The 19,270-nt window shown below is 38.3% G+C and carries 12 protein-coding genes; 3 read left to right on the plus strand and 9 right to left on the minus strand.

The features are described from left to right. Positions 1-127 precede the first annotated feature (127 nt). Positions 128-862: a sugar transferase gene (locus H6G57_RS03790; protein WP_190516096.1), complete on the minus strand. Its 735-nt coding sequence runs from the start codon at positions 860-862 to the stop codon at positions 128-130. Positions 863-1,102: 240 nt separating this feature from the next. Further along, positions 1,103-2,251, minus strand: coding sequence for a glycosyltransferase (locus H6G57_RS03795; RefSeq protein WP_190516097.1), 1,149 nt, complete (start codon positions 2,249-2,251; stop codon positions 1,103-1,105). A 493-nt stretch (positions 2,252-2,744) separates the two neighbouring features. Here H6G57_RS03795 and H6G57_RS03800 point away from each other — a divergent pair, with 493 nt between their 5' ends. From H6G57_RS03800 to H6G57_RS03810, 3 genes are all read left to right on the plus strand, one after another. Next, the gene (locus H6G57_RS03800; protein WP_190516099.1) at positions 2,745-4,757 is read left to right on the plus strand and encodes an ATP-binding protein; all 2,013 of its coding nucleotides are present in this window, start codon (positions 2,745-2,747) and stop codon (positions 4,755-4,757) included. 194 nt (positions 4,758-4,951) lie between these two features. Then, positions 4,952-6,298, plus strand: coding sequence for an ATP-dependent protease ATP-binding subunit ClpX (clpX, locus tag H6G57_RS03805; protein ID WP_190516101.1), 1,347 nt, complete (start codon positions 4,952-4,954; stop codon positions 6,296-6,298). 117 nt (positions 6,299-6,415) lie between these two features. Beyond that, positions 6,416-6,841: a DUF4087 domain-containing protein gene (locus H6G57_RS03810; RefSeq protein WP_190516102.1), complete on the plus strand. Its 426-nt coding sequence runs from the start codon at positions 6,416-6,418 to the stop codon at positions 6,839-6,841. On the opposite strand, the gene H6G57_RS03815 is transcribed toward H6G57_RS03810, so the two are convergent. From H6G57_RS03815 to H6G57_RS03845, 7 genes are all read right to left on the minus strand, one after another. Continuing rightward, on the minus strand, positions 6,831-8,084 hold the full coding sequence (locus tag H6G57_RS03815; protein WP_190516104.1) for a glycosyltransferase: 1,254 nt from the start codon (positions 8,082-8,084) through the stop codon (positions 6,831-6,833). The genes H6G57_RS03810 and H6G57_RS03815 overlap by 11 nt on opposite strands. 218 nt (positions 8,085-8,302) lie before the next feature. Further along, positions 8,303-10,048, minus strand: coding sequence for an ABC transporter ATP-binding protein (locus tag H6G57_RS03820; protein WP_190516105.1), 1,746 nt, complete (start codon positions 10,046-10,048; stop codon positions 8,303-8,305). A 209-nt stretch (positions 10,049-10,257) separates the two neighbouring features. Continuing rightward, complete coding sequence (locus tag H6G57_RS03825) at positions 10,258-10,908, minus strand: Uma2 family endonuclease (protein ID WP_190516319.1); 651 nt, start codon at positions 10,906-10,908, stop codon at positions 10,258-10,260. Positions 10,909-11,280: 372 nt separating this feature from the next. Then, positions 11,281-13,983, minus strand: a complete 2,703-nt coding sequence (locus H6G57_RS03830) for a DNA methyltransferase (RefSeq protein WP_190516107.1) — start codon at positions 13,981-13,983, stop codon at positions 11,281-11,283. Between the two features lie 138 nt (positions 13,984-14,121). After that, positions 14,122-15,285, minus strand: a complete 1,164-nt coding sequence (locus H6G57_RS03835; protein WP_190516109.1) for a CO2 hydration protein — start codon at positions 15,283-15,285, stop codon at positions 14,122-14,124. A gap of 125 nt (positions 15,286-15,410) precedes the next feature. Next, positions 15,411-16,913 (minus strand): NADH-quinone oxidoreductase subunit M, encoded by a 1,503-nt coding sequence (locus H6G57_RS03840; protein WP_190516111.1) that lies wholly within the window; start codon positions 16,911-16,913, stop codon positions 15,411-15,413. Positions 16,914-16,998: 85 nt separating this feature from the next. Next, a complete protein-coding gene (locus H6G57_RS03845) occupies positions 16,999-18,870 on the minus strand; it encodes an NAD(P)H-quinone oxidoreductase subunit F (RefSeq protein ID WP_190516113.1) in 1,872 nt (623 codons plus the stop codon). Positions 18,871-19,270 lie beyond the last annotated feature (400 nt).

Raw genomic sequence — 19,270 nt, forward strand, 5'->3', positions numbered from 1 at the left:
CTCAAAATGAAACCCCTCAACTCTTGATGTACAAGGTTTAGGGGGTTTATCAAATTCTAGGTTTGAAAATTCAAAGAAAAATAAAACAAGATTCAATTGAGCTAGGAATCTTGTATTTTTTCTGAACCTAATAAGCTCCATTATTTTTAGGAAAAATCACAACACCAATGGTTTTGATGACTATCCATAAATCCGTCCAGAAATTCTTAAAATTGACATAGTATAAATCCATCTGAACGCGACGAGGATAGGGAATATCATTGCGTCCTGAAACTTGCCATAGTCCAGTAATTCCGGGTTTAATGGTCAAAATTTTATCCATGTGACGACCATATTTATGTAGTTCTTCAACCACTAAAGGTCTAGGGCCAACTACACTCATATCCCCCATTAAAACATTCCAAAATTGGGGAAATTCATCTAAACTTGTCACCCGTAAAAACCGACCTATCCAAGTAATTCTAGGATCATGTTTGAGTTTGAAATTATTGTGAAATTCTTCCCGCAAATGGGGATGGGTTTCCATCATTTGTACTAACATTTCATCGGCATTACTCACCATTGTTCTGAATTTAATACAACCGAACAATTTCCGGTTTTTCCCGACTCGCTCTTGGACATAAAAAACTGACCCTGGTGAGCTTAACGCAATCAGCAGAGCCAAAATTATGTAAACCGGAGCAAACAAAATCAGAACAGACAGGGAAAAGACAATATCAAAGGATCTCTTAAAAAACTCCTCGTCTAAACGCTGTCGAGACAGGGGTTGAGGCATCGCCCGATGGGCTAAGGGCAAAACCCCCCGCCTTGTGAACCCACGCCGAAGTCCCTTACCAAAGATGAGTTGGCTATTGGCAGTCATCTTACTCCTTCAATTCACACCACACACAGTCCTGATCATAAAGCCTCAAGACACCCAATATAGGTAATTCGGCTTTAGTTCGTCAAAATTCGGATAAAAAATCGTTCTTGACAGAAGGGGAAAACTCCAGTGGAAAAGGGGAGTATAGCCCAAATTTTAATCCACTGTTAAAAGAATTCCTTGATTTTAAACCCTCTGCTTTGGGAAACCTATTTTCAATATCCGAAATCAATTGGCATTTTAGCCGATATTTCCCGATTGAAATTGTTGTAAGCAATGCTCGACGAATCCCCAATAATGCTCTTGGAATTGTTTCGGGTTGAACCCAGAGGCGTTTAATCGAGCCATATCAGGGTTAAACTTTCCCCTAGACTGCTCAAACGCTTCTACGGCCTCTACCAATGCCTCCTCGGTTTGGGCACAAAACAGTAAACCCGTTGCCGAATCTGGATATTGTCGCAGATCTCGCACCGTTTCCAAAGCACCTCCCGCACCGTAGGCAATCACAGGAGTACCACAGGCTTGAGCTTCTACTAAGGCCATGCCAAAATCCTCACAGGAGGCGTAGACAAAGGCTTTAGCATCCCTCATATACTGGTCTACTACTTGATTGGATTGCCATCCTAAGACCTGAACATTGGGTTTTGCCAGTTGTTGAATCGCCTTTAAATCGGGGCCGGTGCCAATCACCACTAAAGGGTATCCGAGACGATTGAACGCTTGCACAATCAATGAGATTTTTTTATAACTTACCAAACGACAAACGGTTAAGTAAAAGTCTTGTTTTTGCGGCTGAAAACAAAATCGTTCTACCTGCACCGGGGGGTAAATCACGGTGGCTGGCCGCCGATAACACCGCCAAATCCGTCGAGCCGTATGTTTAGAATTGGCAATAAAATAATCCACTCGGTTCGCTGAGATTACATCCCACTGCCGCAAACGATGCAGGAGATAGCGCGTTAACACCCCTTGTAGCCCCTTTCCCGCTAAACTACTGTTGAGATAGTCAAAGGTTAAATCCCAGGCGTAGCGCATCGGGGTATGGCAGTAACACAGATGCAGTTGATGGGGACTGGTCAGCACCCCTTTAGCAACGGCATGGGAAGAGGAGAGAATCACATCATAATCTCGGACATCGAGTTGTTCAATGGCCAGGGGAAGTAAAGGCAAATATTTCTGCACCCCAGAACGCGCCAGGGGAAACTGTTGAAGAAAGGTTGTACCAATGGTACGTTGATACAAATAGCTGTCAGGGTTTGTCGATTCAAAATCAATCAGCGCGTAAACATCCGCTTCAATATGGTTGAGAATTTCCTGCACAACGAGTTCTGAACCACCCGTCGCCAAGGGTGTTAACCATTCATGAACCAGTGCATAGCTTAACGACACAGCAAATATCTAATCCAAGAGAGTGCAAGAATCAATATCTCACAGCTTGGGAATTCGAGAAATATGTTAATGTCCGGCGTTTAACTCCTGATCAAAAAATTTTGATCTTTTCCGGGAAAACCTTAATCCTAATTCACCCAATATAGGTTATCTTATTCTAAACTGTTCAGAATTATCAAAGTCATTCAGGGTGCAGGGGAAATAGGGATGGCGATATAAGTTAATTCCGCCCTCAAAGTTAATGGGTGTTGGCATAAAATGGGTTTAGCTTCTATTCAGAAGGTTAGCCCTAAATAACAATTCTGTGATGGGTGGTATTCTGCTTTAAGTATAAGTCGCTTTTTCCTTCCCGCTCAGATTTGGTATAAGCCAGAGGATATTGGATTGATGCTGTCTCGTTAGTTACTGGTCTATTTCCCTGTCCTAGCTGTCAGCAAAACAACCAGTTCATGAGTCTTTTTTTAAACCCCCAATTCAATCTTGAAACTCTTGAATGATGCTAGAAGAAAAACTTTCCCAAGAATCTTTTACGGGTCACGCCAATTCCCTATTCCCAGACCTTGAAACCTGGAAAAATACAACTATTGATCTGAAAGTCTGGCATGACAAACAAAAACACAAATCCTCCCCGTCTATGGACACTTCTGAAACTCCATTAGAACGGCGAGAAATCTTTGAAGCGATCGCAGAAGCCACTCCTATTCCGATTATTATTAGTCGCTTATCCGATGGCTTAATCTTATATGCCAATGTCATGTCCAGTAATTTATTTTGTTTTTCGCTGAAGCAAATCAAAACCCTCAAAACCCTTGACTTTTATCTTATTCCTTTAGATCGGCAAAAATTAATTGAAAAAGTCATAGCGGAAGGCTATATTCATAACTATGAACTGCAAGTCAAAAAACTGAACGGAACCCCTTTTTGGGTGATGGGTTCTTTCCAAATTTTACTGTTTCAAGGAGAACGAGCGATACTCTCGATTTTCCATGATATTACAGAACGAAAACAAGCGGAACAAACCCTACAAGTCAGTACAGAACGCCTACATCGTCAAAATGTTGCTCTGCGGGATTTAAGTCGAGAACAAACCCGCAATTGTGATCATCTGGATATTGCCATTCGCCAAATTACTGAAACCGCAGCCAATACATTAGAAGTAGATCGCGTCAGTGTTTGGCTTAATAGTAGCATTCGTTATGCTATTTTAAAAACCGAACAATCTCCTGAATTCATTCCTGAATTTAACGTTGAATCTGGGATAGAAAAGCCAGGTTTAGATTGGATTTGTTTAGATTTGTATGAACGTCAAAACCATCACCATTCCCCGGAGGATTTATCCCTCGTTAATCCTTGTTTTCCCCATTGTTCAACTCAGATTAATCCTCAACCTGCACCTTTTTCTGCTGATCGTTTATTTTCTTTCGATTCATCATCTGAATCTTACCTGAAGGATCTTCCCTATTCCCAGAGAAACCGTTTAGATGTACCGATTTGGTTGGGGGGAAAAATTATTGGGTTTATCTGTGTAGAATATCCCAGTAATCAACAGAAATGTAATCTTGAAGATCGAACCTTTATTGATTCCTTAGCGAATTTAGTTGCCTTAGCCATTGAACGATTTGAACGCCGAAAAGCGGAACAAGCCCTAGCCCAAGTCAAGGCAGAATTAGAAATTAGAGTTAAAAAACGCACGACAGAATTACAAGATGCAATTCAACAATTGCGAACTGAAATGATTGAACGGTTGAAGGTTGAATCGATTTTACAAACCGCTTTAGATCAAGCTCAAACTGCTAACCAAGCCAAAAGTACCTTTTTAGCAAATATGAGTCATGAGTTAAGGACACCGTTACACGCTATTATTGGGTTTAGTGATTTATTACTTGAAGAAGTCTTAGATCGTGAGATTCATGATTTATTACCCGATGTACAAAAAATTCGTCAGTCGGGTTCCCATTTACTCACCATGATTAATGAAATCTTGGATTTATGTAAAGTAGAATCGGGGCGAATGCCTCTGAATGTGGAAACCTTTGAAGTCGCTAGTTTAATTCATGACGTGGTGACAACCTTACAACCTCTAGCGGATCAAAATCAAAATACAATTCAAATTTGTTGTAAAAACAATTTAGATCTGATGGAGGGAGATATGGGTAAAATCCGACAAATTTTTTATAATTTGCTCAGTAATGCCTTAAAATTCACCCAAAAGGGGAAAGTTACCCTGACGTTAAACCGAGAACACAATGGCGACTTAGACTGGATTTGTTTTCAAGTGAGTGACACCGGAATAGGGATTTCTTTAGAACAACAGCAAACGTTATTTCAAGCTTTTACCCAAGTGGATAATTCCTTTAGTCGTCAATATGGCGGAACCGGTTTAGGCTTAACGGTAACCCACCATTTCTGCAAAATGATGGGAGGACAAATTAAAGTATCTAGCCAACTGGGAGTTGGTTCTACCTTTACGGTTTATCTGCCTACTTCCCTCCCCGGTCTATCGTAAAAATAAAGAATAACCTGAAATTGCCACGTTTTCTTGATTTAGTGTTAGTTTAAAGGAAGAGAGTATTGGATGGATCTTGCTTAGGATGTCCCCAAAAGGAAACCCATCCCAGTCCAAGCAGCAAACCCATTCAATCCATCTCCCCTTTTTAGGGAAAAGCCACCAGCAATTAATTAAAAAAAGATTAATTCACTATGTCCAGATATGACTCCCACTTACGATGCTCGTTCTGCGGTAAATCTCAAGAGCAAGTTCGCAAATTAATTGCCGGCCCAGGTGTTTATATCTGTGATGAGTGCGTTGAACTCTGTAACGAAATTTTAGAAGAAGAATTTTCTGACCGCAATCGAGCCAAGGGTTCAGTGAGCGGCCAGCCAGAGGCACGTTCCTCAAAACAGTCTGCAACGAAAGGATTTTCTCTGACTTCAATTCCTAAACCCATTGAAATTAAAAACTATTTAGATGATCATGTGATTGGTCAGGATGGGGCGAAAAAAGTTCTATCTGTTGCGGTTTATAATCATTATAAACGCTTAGGTGCTGAAAAATTAAATGGTTCTGATTCAGGAGCCGATGATTTTGTCGAATTACAAAAAGCCAATATTCTGTTAATGGGGCCGACGGGTTGTGGCAAAACCTTACTCGCCCAATCTTTAGCGAAATTATTAGATGTTCCCTTTGCCGTTGCCGATGCGACAACGTTAACGGAAGCGGGTTATGTTGGGGATGATGTTGAAAATATCTTACTGCGACTGTTACAGGTTGCCGATTTTGATATTGAAGCGGCACAACGGGGAATTATTTATATTGATGAAATTGATAAAATTGCCCGTAAAAGCGAAAATACCTCAATTACACGAGATGTGTCTGGAGAAGGGGTACAACAAGCCCTCTTAAAAATGTTAGAAGGAACGGTTGTTAATGTTCCTCCCCAAGGCGGAAGAAAGCATCCCTATCAAGATTTTATCCAAATTGATACCAGTAAAATTTTATTTGTTTGTGGGGGAGCTTTCGTTGGGTTAGAAAAACTCATTGAACAGCGCTTAGGTAAAAAATCCCTCGGTTTTATTCAGTCGGGAGAAGACAATAAAACAACCATTACTCCCCTCCAGTCCGATGAGATTTTATATCATGTTCAACCGGAAGATTTAGTCAAATTTGGTTTAATTCCCGAATTCATAGGACGGCTTCCGGTTTTAACTCGTGTTTCTCCATTGGATGAAGGGGCATTGATGCAAATTTTAACGGAGCCGAGTAATGCCTTGGTTAAACAATATAAAAAGCTATTACGCATGGATAATGTGCGTTTAGAATTTGAACCGGAAGCGTTAAAAGCGATTGCCAAAGAAGCCTTCCGTCGCAAAACAGGAGCCAGAGCATTACGGGGAATTCTGGAGGAATTAATGTTAGAAGTCATGTATGAAATTCCTTCCCGAAAAGATGTTGTTCGCTGTGTGATTACCCAAGAAATGGTCGAAAAACGTTCCACAGCCGAAGTTTTATGGCATCCCGCTTGGCATCGACAACACGAGTCAGCATAATCCTAATTAATCAGCTTAATCAACTTGCTCCTATGAACTAAAATTCGATTTGTAGGGGCAAGTTTATCATTTTGGCTTCCCTACTGTTCCCTGTTCCCGGTGATCTCTTATAAAAGCATGAAAATCAACTTTTTGATACCTGCTATAATTTCCTACCTTTTTACCCTGACTCTACCCGCTAACGCCCAAGAAACCCGGTGTGGATGGTTAGCAAATCCTACTCCTGCTAATTCGTATTTAAAAGATACAGATGGGACTTGGACTCTTTCCGTTCAAGGCGGATATCAAGCAAGCGGAATGGAAAATATTCCTGATCTCGATGGGCCAGAATATGTTAAAACCAATGGAAATTATGGCTATACCTGTGCTTGTTTAGAGGTTAATACAGATAGTAGCCAGATGAAAGTGACAAGGATTCAACGTGTTGAACCCTTGCCGCTTTCGACTTGTCAGCAAGATGCTAATTTACCCGCTTGGTGCCCCGGATCAAAAACTCAATATATTATTGATACAAAAAAAAGTCAAAACTTATCTATAAACTGAGAGTTCGTTGAATCAACTTGGGTATGATGCCAGTTGTATAAAGTCCTGAGTTGTCCAGGTTTGGACACTCTCGATATTGACCAGAGGACAGTCTATGTTCAAATAACCATTGTTTATGTTCAGGGGAATCCAATAGCCAGTTATTCATTAATTGTGCCCATTTTACGGGAATTTGTAGACTTTTCAACGTTTCATAAGAACTTGAAGAAAGACTGTGATAGAGTGCCGGATCGGACAATAATTCTTTAACACACTCTGCTAAAGAAACTGGATCATTGGCTTTAAAAATCAAGGCATTGTCTCGGTTTTTTAACTTTTTCAAAAACATGGGATGATCTGAAGCAACAATTGGAGTTCGAGAGTAGAGAGCCTCATTAATACTCTTAGGAAATCCTTCGGCATATTCATGTCTACTGGGAACAACTACCAGATCAGCCTCTCTCATTAAAGGAACGATCATTTTATTGGGTACTAATCCCAAAAATTCTACAGAATTTTCAATCTTTAGATCCCTAGCTTGGTTCTTAAAACGTTCTATATCGCCTTTCCCTGCTATTTTTAAGCGAACGGATAATCCCTGGGTTTTGAGTTGCGCTACGGCTTTGATGACATCACCAATTCCTTTAGATTCTATGACTAAACCGACATAGAAAATTTCATAAGTCTCTTGATGCAATTGTAAATTTTTAGTCGTAAAAGCGTGAGGAGTCATTTCATAAGGCCAATCCCAAGGGATAATTTTGTTGGGATTAACTCCAATATTAGCAAGGGATAGACCCGCAGTAACTCCATGATTGCCTATCCAATCAATTTGGGAACTATTCAGCAATTTTGCCAATTGGTAGTAGCGAATTTTGTCGCGTAAGCGTTTTGAATTGAAAGAATCTGCTAACATCAGCAGTATTTTTAACTGGCTCTGAATAGCCCAACGAATAATTGCTGTATTCGGTGTTCTGAGAATTAAATGAGTGGGTTGAAACTGTTTTGCTAACCCGACTAACTTCTGAGCTTGAATTTTCTGGGTAAACCCTGTACCAATAGCGCGAACTCCATTCTCAAGTCTCTCGTTATACGGATGTTCGGTCAGACAACATAACGTTGCAACTTCATCCGCTTTTTTCCCAACGTTAGCGACCGCATCAACCGAATATTTTTGACCATAGTAAGTCTCTTCTCCACCCGCAGCAAAGCGTTTAACAGCTTCGCGGTAATCCCCACCATACTGTACTATTAATAAACGCATCCAATCACCTTAGTAATTAATCAGCATGAAATCTATACACTAAAGGCAAAGTGTAGGCTATATATTTTGCCCTTAGTGTTCATAAAACTTATTACAGCAATCCGATCAATTCTCGAATTCTGTTGATTGGTGATGATTGTAAATTATTGAGTTTATAATCCGTTTAAATTTGGGTTAAAATATCAATCCCTTTGGGACTGCACTTCATCCAACTTACATTAAACTAATAATTCCTCTAATTTATGTTGATTCCAAAGGGTCTGATATAATCCTTTTAAGGCAACTAATTCAGCATGGGTTCCCGTTTGAATAATTTGTCCTTGATCCATGACGAAAATGCGATCCGCCGTTGCCGCCGCCGACATTTGATGGGAAATAAACACAACAGTTTTGCGCTGGACTCCGATTTTTAAATTCTGTAAAATTTCTGTTGCGGTTTGATTATCCACACTGGAAAGGGCATCATCTAAAATTAAAAGGGGTGCATCCACTAATAATGCTCTTGCTAACGCCGTTCGTTGTCGTTGTCCGCCGGATAATTGAATTCCTCGTTCTCCCACTAGAGTTTCATATTGTTTGGGAAAATTCAAAATTTCTTCATGAATTTTAGCCATTTTAGCAACTTTTTCAATTTCTGATTGTTCAGCGAGAGGGTTGCCATAGGCAATATTATTGCTAATACTGGTACTAAATAAAAAGCTTTCTTGAGGAACATAGGCGATCGCACATCTTAAATCAGATAATGTTAATTGAGTAATATCTTGACCATCCACAAATAACTGATCCATCTTAATATCTAATAACCGAGGAATGGCATTCGCTAAGGTTGTTTTCCCAGAACCAATAGGGCCAACAATTGCAACGGTTTCTCCCGGTTTAATTATAAAATTAACATCATTTAAAGCCGGAATTTTGCTTCTAGGATAACTATAGGTTAGATGAGAAGCACTTAACCAGCCTTTAACGGGAGTGGGTAAGGGTAAAGGTTCTAAAGGATCTTTAATCCGAGGTTCAACACTTAAAATGGCTTCAATTCGATCAATACTGACTTCTCCGCGCTGATAGGTTGTAATTGTAAATCCTAATAAGGCGGTCGGAAAAACCAAGCGTTCAACATATAAGATTAAGGCAACAAAATTCCCGATACTGAGTTCTCCATTGGTGATCGCTTCATCTCCAACTCCTAATAAAATTAGAAAGCTTAAACTCGCAATTCCACTTAAAATTGGAAATAAAAGACTGCGGGTTTTAGCTAACTCTAAATTTGCTTCAAATAATTCATGATTATAGCCTGCAAACGCTTTGCGTTCATTCTCTTCCTGAGCATAAATTTTAATTAAAGAAATGCCACTCATATCCTCCTGAATTAAATCACTAATATTTGATAGTTTTTCCTGAACCGTCATTTGTTGATCTCGAAGCTTTCCACTAAAAACCTGTACTAAAATTAACATTAACGGATAAACTGAAAGCGATAATAAAGTTAATCGCAGGTTAATGGCTAACATGACCGGAAGCGTTAACCCATAAGCAAATATTGTATTGGTAAGACTGAGAACGGCAAACCCTAATAAACGGCGAATACTATCAACATCACTGGTAGAACGATTAATTAAATCTCCAACGGTACTTTCGGAAAAATAGGAAGGTTCTAAAGTTAATAAATGATTAAAAATCTTTTGTTTTAAATCAAATTCGACTTGACGACCTACCCCAAAAATAACAATGCGGGAAATCATCCGAATGACCCACATCATCGAAGCTAAAATAAAAATAAATAATACTTGACGCTGTACGGTGTCAAACTCAATTGCAACTTGCAGTTCATCAACTACATTCCGAATTAAAATTGGAATATAAACCCCCACAGCATTAACTAGGAATAACGCCACAATTCCTAAGGTTGCTTTTTTCCAATGGGGACGCAAATAGCCGATCAATTTTTGTAGTCGAGAAGATTTCATATTTAGGTGAATAAAGTTAAGCAATTAAATGATGGGTTGGGTGTGTGTAATGCAGTTTATACAGCATATTAGATAATATAATACTTTTCTCGTTGATCATGCGATCGCTTGGGGACTCAGAATAGGTTTTCTTACCGAAATCTAACTAAAGATACCACAATTATCGCAGAAACGCAGTTTCTCAGACCCCCGATTAACTGGACTCGATATTATTCTTGAAATTCAGTTATTACTCTGTTCCCTTCTTCCTCTTTCACTTCAAAATTAATTCCTTCGTAAATATCTCTTAGGGGTATTTGAAATTCTACGGATTCTAGGGTTAAGATAGAGTCTTCTAAATCATATTCTGTTAATACCCATTTTCCGTTATAAATTTTAGCAAATTGTTCAATATGATAGCTATATTGATCAATTAAAATATATTCTTTAAATTCAGGAATTGAGCGATAGGCGAGAAATTTTCCTCCTCGGTCATAGTCTTTCGTTGAATTAGACAAAACCTCAATAATCATTAGAGGATTTGTCACAACTGTTGAGTTATTTTCTGGATAGATGGGTTCTCCTTGAATCACCATGATATCGGGATAGACATAACGGCGAGTTAGGGGTATCCACAGGCGCACGTCGCTAGTAAATAATCTGTAATCTTTGCCTCGTAAGCCAAATTTTAAGTTAGCAATCAAGTTAATAATGATGCTGTTATGGTTGGTTGTTCCACCTGTCATTGTTACTATCTTCCCATCATGATATTCACTTTTGTCGATCGCAGTTTCTTCTAATGCTAGATATTCCTCCGGTGTGTAATAGCGTTTCTCTGTTTGTGGTAGCTTTTCGATAGCTGGTTTTTCTTGGGTTTGCATGGTCATTTCCTTCTGCTTTCAAGTGATTTTATGATAACATGAAATCAGTTTGATTAAGATGATTAACTACTCTTCAACAGTCATATTTTCAAATAAGAATTGTATTATTTACAGGCTCTATGACCATTTTCCCATTTTCTATACTGCAAATTACTGAGTCATCTGCTTTCAGATTGAAAAATTTTACAATATAGTCCGGTATTGGTAAAGCTAAAGAATTACCCAAGTTGCTGATGTGTATTTTGGCTGTCATACATTTGCGATTTTAATGCTCAGGTTTATCTATTATAACAACTAGATGTAATCGCGTGGGGTTCAGAAACCGGGTTTCTTAAAAAATCATCGCAGAAACTAAGTTTTTCCTGTAAAAAATTATTGATAAATATCCCAACAACCGACTATTTTTTCCCCTCTTTCCTCTTTTTCTGCTAACTCCAGGTTGAGTTTTAATAATTTCTCTAAAAGATCATCATCAAGATTAAATTCATAAGCCTCCATTGCTAATTTATCTAATTGTTGATGGAGTTTATACAGTTGACTGCTAGGCTCAGTAAAATATTCGTTGTATAATTGGGTGATTCCCCATTGTTTTTTCTCCATCTGCTCTGTCCGATATTCATGGAGTTTAATCATGGTTTGTCTGATTTTTTCGACTACCTTTTTAGTCGGTGTTTGTGGAAAGGGAAAGGTTTCAAAACAGGTTTTATGAGTGTAGCGTATTCTATCTTCTAAAGTTGAACTTTGTGCTTTTACCCATAAACGATGAATATTTGAGGTTAATATTCCTAAGATGTAAAAATCATCTGATGCTACAATTACAGTAGAATCACCGGGTAGCCATTCTTTTTGAACCGGAATAAAAATAGACCATTTAGAATGTCGAGGAATAGCAAAATAAAAAGATAAATTTTTAATGGCTTCCCTCATCGCCGGACGTTTTTCCCCAAATCTCCACCAGTTTAACTTGGTAATTTCTCGCCTATTTTTATCTCTTTCTGGCTTAACAGTAGCTTTTATATGTTCAAAAGGCAATTGATAATCCCTAGCATCTTCTAAACTCATATCATTAAAATCAATAATCCACCTATCCGGTTTTCCATGAGGATTTCTAGCTAAATCTTTAGCATCTAAAAATTGCTTTAATACCGTGTTATTATTATCATTAATGTTGATATATCTTTTAACGTCTTCTTCTGTTATCAAAAACCCTTGTCCGGTTGGTTGAACACCTTTAAAAGCATAATTAGAATTAGCTTTAATTATACAAACTTGTGAAACATCTACGGTAGTTGTCAAAGATGAATTAATTTGTTTAACTAATTGATGATCTAAATAATATTCTTTGGGATTTTCATAACACCAATTAACAATACTAACATGAACGGCTGCTTCACCTGACCAAACTTGTGTTGAAATTGCTTCGTGAATATAACCCTTATTTTGAGTAATATAATCTAAGGATGCTTTTCTTCCTAGTCCCTGACTAATAGAATTAGTACCCACTAATCCAGCCCTACCTTTTTGATTCATGTTATCATGTGCTAACCTAAACCAATAAATACAAAAATCTACTTTATCTTTAACATTTGAAAATTTATCAAAAACTTTTTCTATGTATTCATCTCCTAATTCTAATCTGACTTTATTTCCCCCTAAAAAGGGAGGATTGCCAATAATAGCATCAGCCTTCACCCAATCACTAAAAAGGGCATCTTTACAGACAATATTATTATCCAAAGTATCTAAAGGTAAAGCAGATTCAGTTAAATTAAACTTATCAATTGCCACCTTACGCCCTATCATTAAAGTAACTCTAGCTAACTCCACCGCAAAAGGATTAAGATCCATTCCATAAAACTGATTGGGAGTCACAAAACTGATGTGTAATTGATCAATATTGGTAGTTTTTTTACTCATAATTTTATGAATTAAAAGCTGCTCAATGCGTTTTAATTCCTGATAAGCAATATAAAGAAAATTCCCACTCCCGCAAGCTGGATCTAAGACTTTATAATTGAGTAATTCTACCTGTAATTGATACAATTTCTTGAGAGTATTTGCTTCCTCAATACGCTCCTCCCAATACTGACTAATAGTAGGGCGAACAATGTTCATTATATCACTTTCTGAAGTATAATGAATTCCGTAGGAATGGCGGTCTTTTTTATTAACTGAACCTTCAAAAATATTGCCAAAAATTGAGGGTCTAACCTGACTCCAATCCTGTCTCGCAGCCACATCTAAAAATTCTAATTCTTTCTCAGTTAAATCAATTGGATAAATTGTAGAAAATAGTCCCCCATTAAAATAATCTACACCTTTATAACGCCCAGCCGGAGTAATTCCGGTTTGATTCATTTCTCTAAATAATCCCCCAATGATATCATAAGAGCTTAGTTTATTTTGCAGACAATCTTGTACACAAGCAATAAATAAATCTTGAGGTAATAATCCCCGATCTTCGGCAAACATGGCTAACACACATTGTAAAATAAAACGTTGAACGATTAATTCAGAATGGGTTTGTTTTGACAATCTTTGGTGTAAAATTGTAAATAATTCCCCCATTCTTCGGGCTGCAATTTCAGTAATTTCTACTTGATTATTTCTAAAAACAGGAGTCCGATTTCCTAACTCCATAAAAGCAAAAGCACTCGCTCTTTCTACTAAGTTAATAACAGCGACTTTATCAACAGGTTCATCTAATTGATTATCAAAATCAAAAATCCAAAATTCATCAAAATTACAAAGAATCACATAACGAGGGCGATTAGGTACTAAACGTTGCCAATAAGCAAAAGCTTGGGCATAATGTTTATTGAGATCCTCACCCCGTTGTTTCATCTCAATTAAAACTTTAGGTTTCCAAATTAAATCAGCAAAACCCGTTTTACCTTTTTGGCTCCCTTTTTTGATCGCTTCCTCATATTTTGCTCCCGCTTCTAAAGCACCTTCATAACCGAATGCTTTAAAAAAACGATCTAAAAAAGTTTGTGCTTCTTTTCTTTCTTGTCCTGTGATATGTTCTTTACAGAAATCAATAAATTTTTGTAAGCTTTCCGGTGTTGCTGACATTTGACAATCCTTACTCTGGTTTTAACTCATTAGATAGATAGCCCTGGAGGTCAGAAACCGGGTTTCTTCACAAATCTCTGTTGGGAAGCAAAAATTTTCGCAGAAACCCGGTTTCTTTAAGAAACCGGGTTTCTAGTATTAACGTTCTGGAAATAGCTTACATTCCCTAGATGTGGGTTTATTAACTTCCCCTAAACGAGAGTTTAAAAATCGATCCATCCAATTTTCAAAATAAATCCGATTTGCTTGTTTTTGCTCAGGATCAGAGGTACTAATGGGATAGGGTGCTAATCCAATAATGGCGGCAGTTGTTACACAATACATGGACTTTTGAAAACTTTGGCAAATTTGTACCCGTAAATCGTCTTCGCCGCGACAACTATTTTGATAAATATTGTGTAAATAGTCAGGTAAAAAATGACGCATATCTTGCATTAATTGAGTGGGGGGAATTCCTGAACCCCCAATAGGTAAAGGATCGGCGTATAATGCACCATAAGCAAACTGTTTTTGTTCCGGGGGAATTTGATGGGCTTGAGCATTATAAGAAACGGTTCCCGGAAATGGAGTTCCTCGGAAAAACACTGCTTCAACATAGGGAACAGCCGTATCCATTAAAAAGGTTAATTTGGCAGATTTGGGGAGAATATCATAGACTTTATTGTTAATTTTGACGCTATAAGTAATGGGTTGATTCGCTGATTCAACTAATCCTGATAAAATATGATTAACAACGTCAGGAATTGATTTAATTTCTCCGTGATCATAGCGATCAGAAAGGGAAATAAACATATCACTCATGACTCGCCAGAATTGACCTAATCCACTGTAATAGGCGAGTTGTCGAATTTGTTCGGGGAGGAATTCAGGAAACAAACGATGTAAGGTCTGAATCATCAAATTCCCCTTGGTTTTAGCTTGAATAGCCGTTTCAGCTAACGGTCGAAATTCAGGAGAATCTAAATATTGATCTAAGCCACCGCCTCCATGCCAAAACATCGTTTTCATACAATATTCAGCATATTCAAAGTTAATCCGATCATGCCACCAATATTGCAATAATTTTTGAGTTTTTACCTCGCCATTAAAATATTTAAAAAACGGAAATAATTCTAAAAACTGCTCATTGGCAATATAAATTAAATTTTTGGAATAGGCATCCAAAACAATGCCATAACTTTTTAAAATGCCAACTACTTCCACCACATTTTCAGGATAATCCGGTAATAAAGCTTCACCGGACTCTAGGCGATAAATATACTCAGATAGAGGGTGTTGAGAAGCCGCAGAAGATTGGGTCATAAGTACCATTTTGTTTAAAGTTTTGATTAAAATTAAGGTTGATTTTATTTTACAATCATGTTGGACTAAGTGTGAGAAATCACTCTGACAATTTAACAAAAAAAGTCAGAGTGACATGAGAACGGTTAAAGTTTTTCGGCGAGATGATGAGCAAATAAAGGTTGGGTATGGGCTAACGCTGTTGTGGACGCATCACTTAACCTGACCATTAAATTAGGCTGAATTCCTAACACAACAATAATGAGTGCTAAAATCATAGCTGGAATGCGATCGCGCCATTGTACTGGAGGTAAATTCACTACATATTCAGAGAGGCGACCAAAGAAGGCTTTATTCATCATCATTAAGAAGTAAACGGAGGTTAATCCGGTTCCCACCATGCACAATAATGTTTGTACCGGGAACACATCCATACTCCCTCGAAAGATAATAAATTCTGCCACAAATCCGACTAAACCGGGTATCCCTGCACTCGCCATTACGGCTAAAATCATGATCGTTCCAATTAAGGGTAAACCCCGTTCTGGGTTTAATAACCCTTGAATAATATCTAAGTCTCGACTTCCGGCTTTTCGATACACGACCCCAACGGTTAAAAACATTAATCCAGAGATTAAACCATGGCTCACCATTTGCATGACTGAACCTAACAAACTGGTGGAGTTAGCGGCAGCAAACCCTAATAAAATATAGCCCATGTGAGCAATGGAACTATAAGCTACCATTTTCTTCATATCTTTCTGATAAATGGCACAAAAGGCTCCATATAAAACGGTGACAACAGCCCAACTTGCCATCCAGGGAGAAATCACTAACCAAGCATCAGGAAATAAACCTACACCAAAGCGTAATAATCCGTAGGTTCCTAACTTTAATAAGACCCCTGCTAATAGGACGGAAACGGGGGTTGAAGCTTCGACGTGAGCATCGGGTAGCCAGGTATGAAAGGGAACCAGAGGAATTTTAATTCCAAACCCAATTAAAAGACCGCCTAATAAAATTAGTTGTGTATTTAAGGGTAAAGAAGAAACGCCTAAAGCAGTTGCACTAATGGTATCTAAATCAAAATCAAGGGTATGGGTCAGCCAAACAATTCCCAAGAAGGATGCTAGAATTAAAAATCCTGAAACAGCCGTATAAAGTAAAAATTTAGTGGCTGCATACCCTTTATTTTTACCTCCCCAAATCGCAATTAAGAGATAAAGGGGAATCAATTCCACTTCATAAAACAGTAGAAACAATAATAAATTTTGGGATAAAAAGGTTCCCGCAATTCCAGCCGCAATCAACAAAATTGAGGAATAATACAATTGATGGCGACTAATTCCTACATTGGTACTGATAATGGCAATGGTAATTAATAAACCATTTAAAATCACTAAAGGTAAGGATAAACCATCGACTCCTAAGTAATAATTTAATCCCAAGGGTGTAAGCCAAGGAATATATTCTTTAAATTGTAAAGAAGGATTACTTGGATCAAATAATCCTGCTAAAACCAACGACCATAAAAATAGTCCTCCAGCAATCACCAATGACAATTGACGAGCCGTTTTACCCGAAATCTTCGGCCAAAAAGCAATTAAAGCCGCACCGAACAAAGGAACCCAAATTAATACACTCAGCATAAATCAGTTATCAGTTATCAGTTATCAGTTATCAGTCATCAGTCATCAGTTATCAGTCTTTAGCTAACTATTAACAACTAACTGATTAAAATAGCCACAACATCAGTCCCACAAGTGCTCCAACACCGAGAGCAATGGTGAGCAGATAAAATTGGGATTGTCCAGAAATACTATATTTTAAGCCTTCTCCACTAAATAGAGTTGCTAAACCAAACGCATTCACAATCCCATCAATAATATATCGATCAATCCAAGCACTTAAGGCAGAAATACGACTGACCAATAAGACAACGGTAACATTGTAAATTCGATCAATATAGAAATCGTAAGCCAGTAAATTCTGCAATTCTTTCCAAGGCAATTTAAAGGGTTTAGAACCCATTCCATATAAATAAATTGCTCCTCCAATGGCTACACCAATTAATCCTGATAAAATTAACAAAGGAACCGTTAATTGATACACAATGGCGGCAAACCCAGAAGCAGATGTTGCAACTAAGGGACTATTCCAAGTTAGTAATAATTGCCATTGTTGTAACATCAGGGGCACTAATAACGTGACAATAATCATCGCCACCATCGGTACAGCCATCGGCCAAGGAACTTCCGGTGCGCGTCTGGTTTTAGGTTGAGGTTTTCCAGCAAAAACTAATCCGAAAACCCGGGTTAAATTCAACGCCGTTAAACAATTTATCAACAGCAACACTAAAATTAACCACAGGGGAACTGTCCAAAATCCATTCACCCAACGACGCATTGTCCAAAAGGTTCCCAAGGGCATTAACGCCACTAAACCGGCTGAACCGACAATAAACGCCATTGTCGTGGCGGGCATTTTTGACCATAACCCGCCCATTTCCGTTAAATCTTGGGTATTCGTGGTCAGAATAATGGAACCCGCACTCATGAAAATTAAAGATTTAGCGATCGCATGGGTGAATAATAATAACAGAGCGATATCAACTTGACTTTCTCCCACCGCAATAAAAACTAACCCTAAATACGCACTGGTGGAATGAGATAAAGCCCGTTTTATATCGATTTGGGCAATGGAAACTAGGGAAGCACCAATGGCTGTGATCGTTCCTAAAACCACTAAGGTTGTAGAGGCAATGGGAGATAACGCTAAAACCGGTTGAAGTTTAATTAATACATAAGCTCCACTCGCTACCACTACTGAATTTCGCAAAATCGAAGCCGGGTTAGGGCCCTCCATTGCTTCATCTAACCACAGGTTTAAAGGAAATTGAGCGCATTTTCCAATGGGGCCCGCAATTAAGGCTAAACCGAGTAAAGTTGCTGGTAAGGGCATTAAGGTTGCCGTTTCTGCCCAGTTTTCTAAATCAGAAAAGCTCAAGCTTCCCGCGAGGGTTGAGAGATAAACCACCCCCATTAACAGCAACACATCCCCCACCCGTTTTGTCAAAAACGCATCCCTAGCCGCAGTCACTACCAACGGTTGAGCGTACCAAAAGCCCACGAGGAGATAGGTAGAAAGTGTTAACAACTCTAGGAGAATGTAACTGAGTAACAAAGAATCACTCAAGGCTAACCCACTAATGGCTGCTTCAAAGAATCCCATCAGGCCAAAAAACCGAGCCAGTGCCCAGTCTTTTTCCATGTATCCCAGGGCGTAACATTGAGCAATTAAACTCAGGCTGGTGACTAATTCCATTGACCCCACACTCACCGGAGAGATTTCTAGGGCAAAGGACAAGTCTAAATCAGTCGTATGTACCCAATGGATGAGGATTTGCTGAATGGGTTCATCCCAAGTGGCACGGAAAATCACCGAACCATGGATAAAGGCCAAAAGCGTCATTAACAAATTAAAGTAGGCGGCGGGTCTTGGCCCAGTACGTCGCACCAGTCCCGTTGACCAAGGTAAGGTCAAGATTGCCCCAATTAAGCCATACAAAGGTATCCACCAACTGGTTTGGAGGAGAAAATCCGTCATGTTAAGTTAAATTAGAAAATTTTTATGAATTATCAATTTACTATATCAAGATTTCGCCTTTGGGTTTGTTCTCTGCCTTGAACTCTCCATTTTTATACCCTTTTATAGAGTCAAATTAATTTACAACTCTATTAAATAGAGCTATAGTCGTTTTAGCACAGTTTTATTTTTTTAAAAACTTAACAAAACTTAATCAAAATTCAATATCAACAAAAATAATATTAAAAATGAGAAAATATAATGCAGATTAATATTGTCAAGGGTGTCACGATTCTCCTATTCTTAGAGAGGGAGGTTCGTTACTATTTCTGCAAATTGAAATTGTAGGTAATCTAAAGCCGTATTTGACAAAAAATTAAGGTACGGTAAGGCCTGCCGCAACCTTCTAGCTCTCATGAGA

The organism is Planktothrix sp. FACHB-1365 (assembly GCF_014697575.1).
In the GTDB taxonomy this organism is placed as follows: domain Bacteria; phylum Cyanobacteriota; class Cyanobacteriia; order Cyanobacteriales; family Microcoleaceae; genus Planktothrix.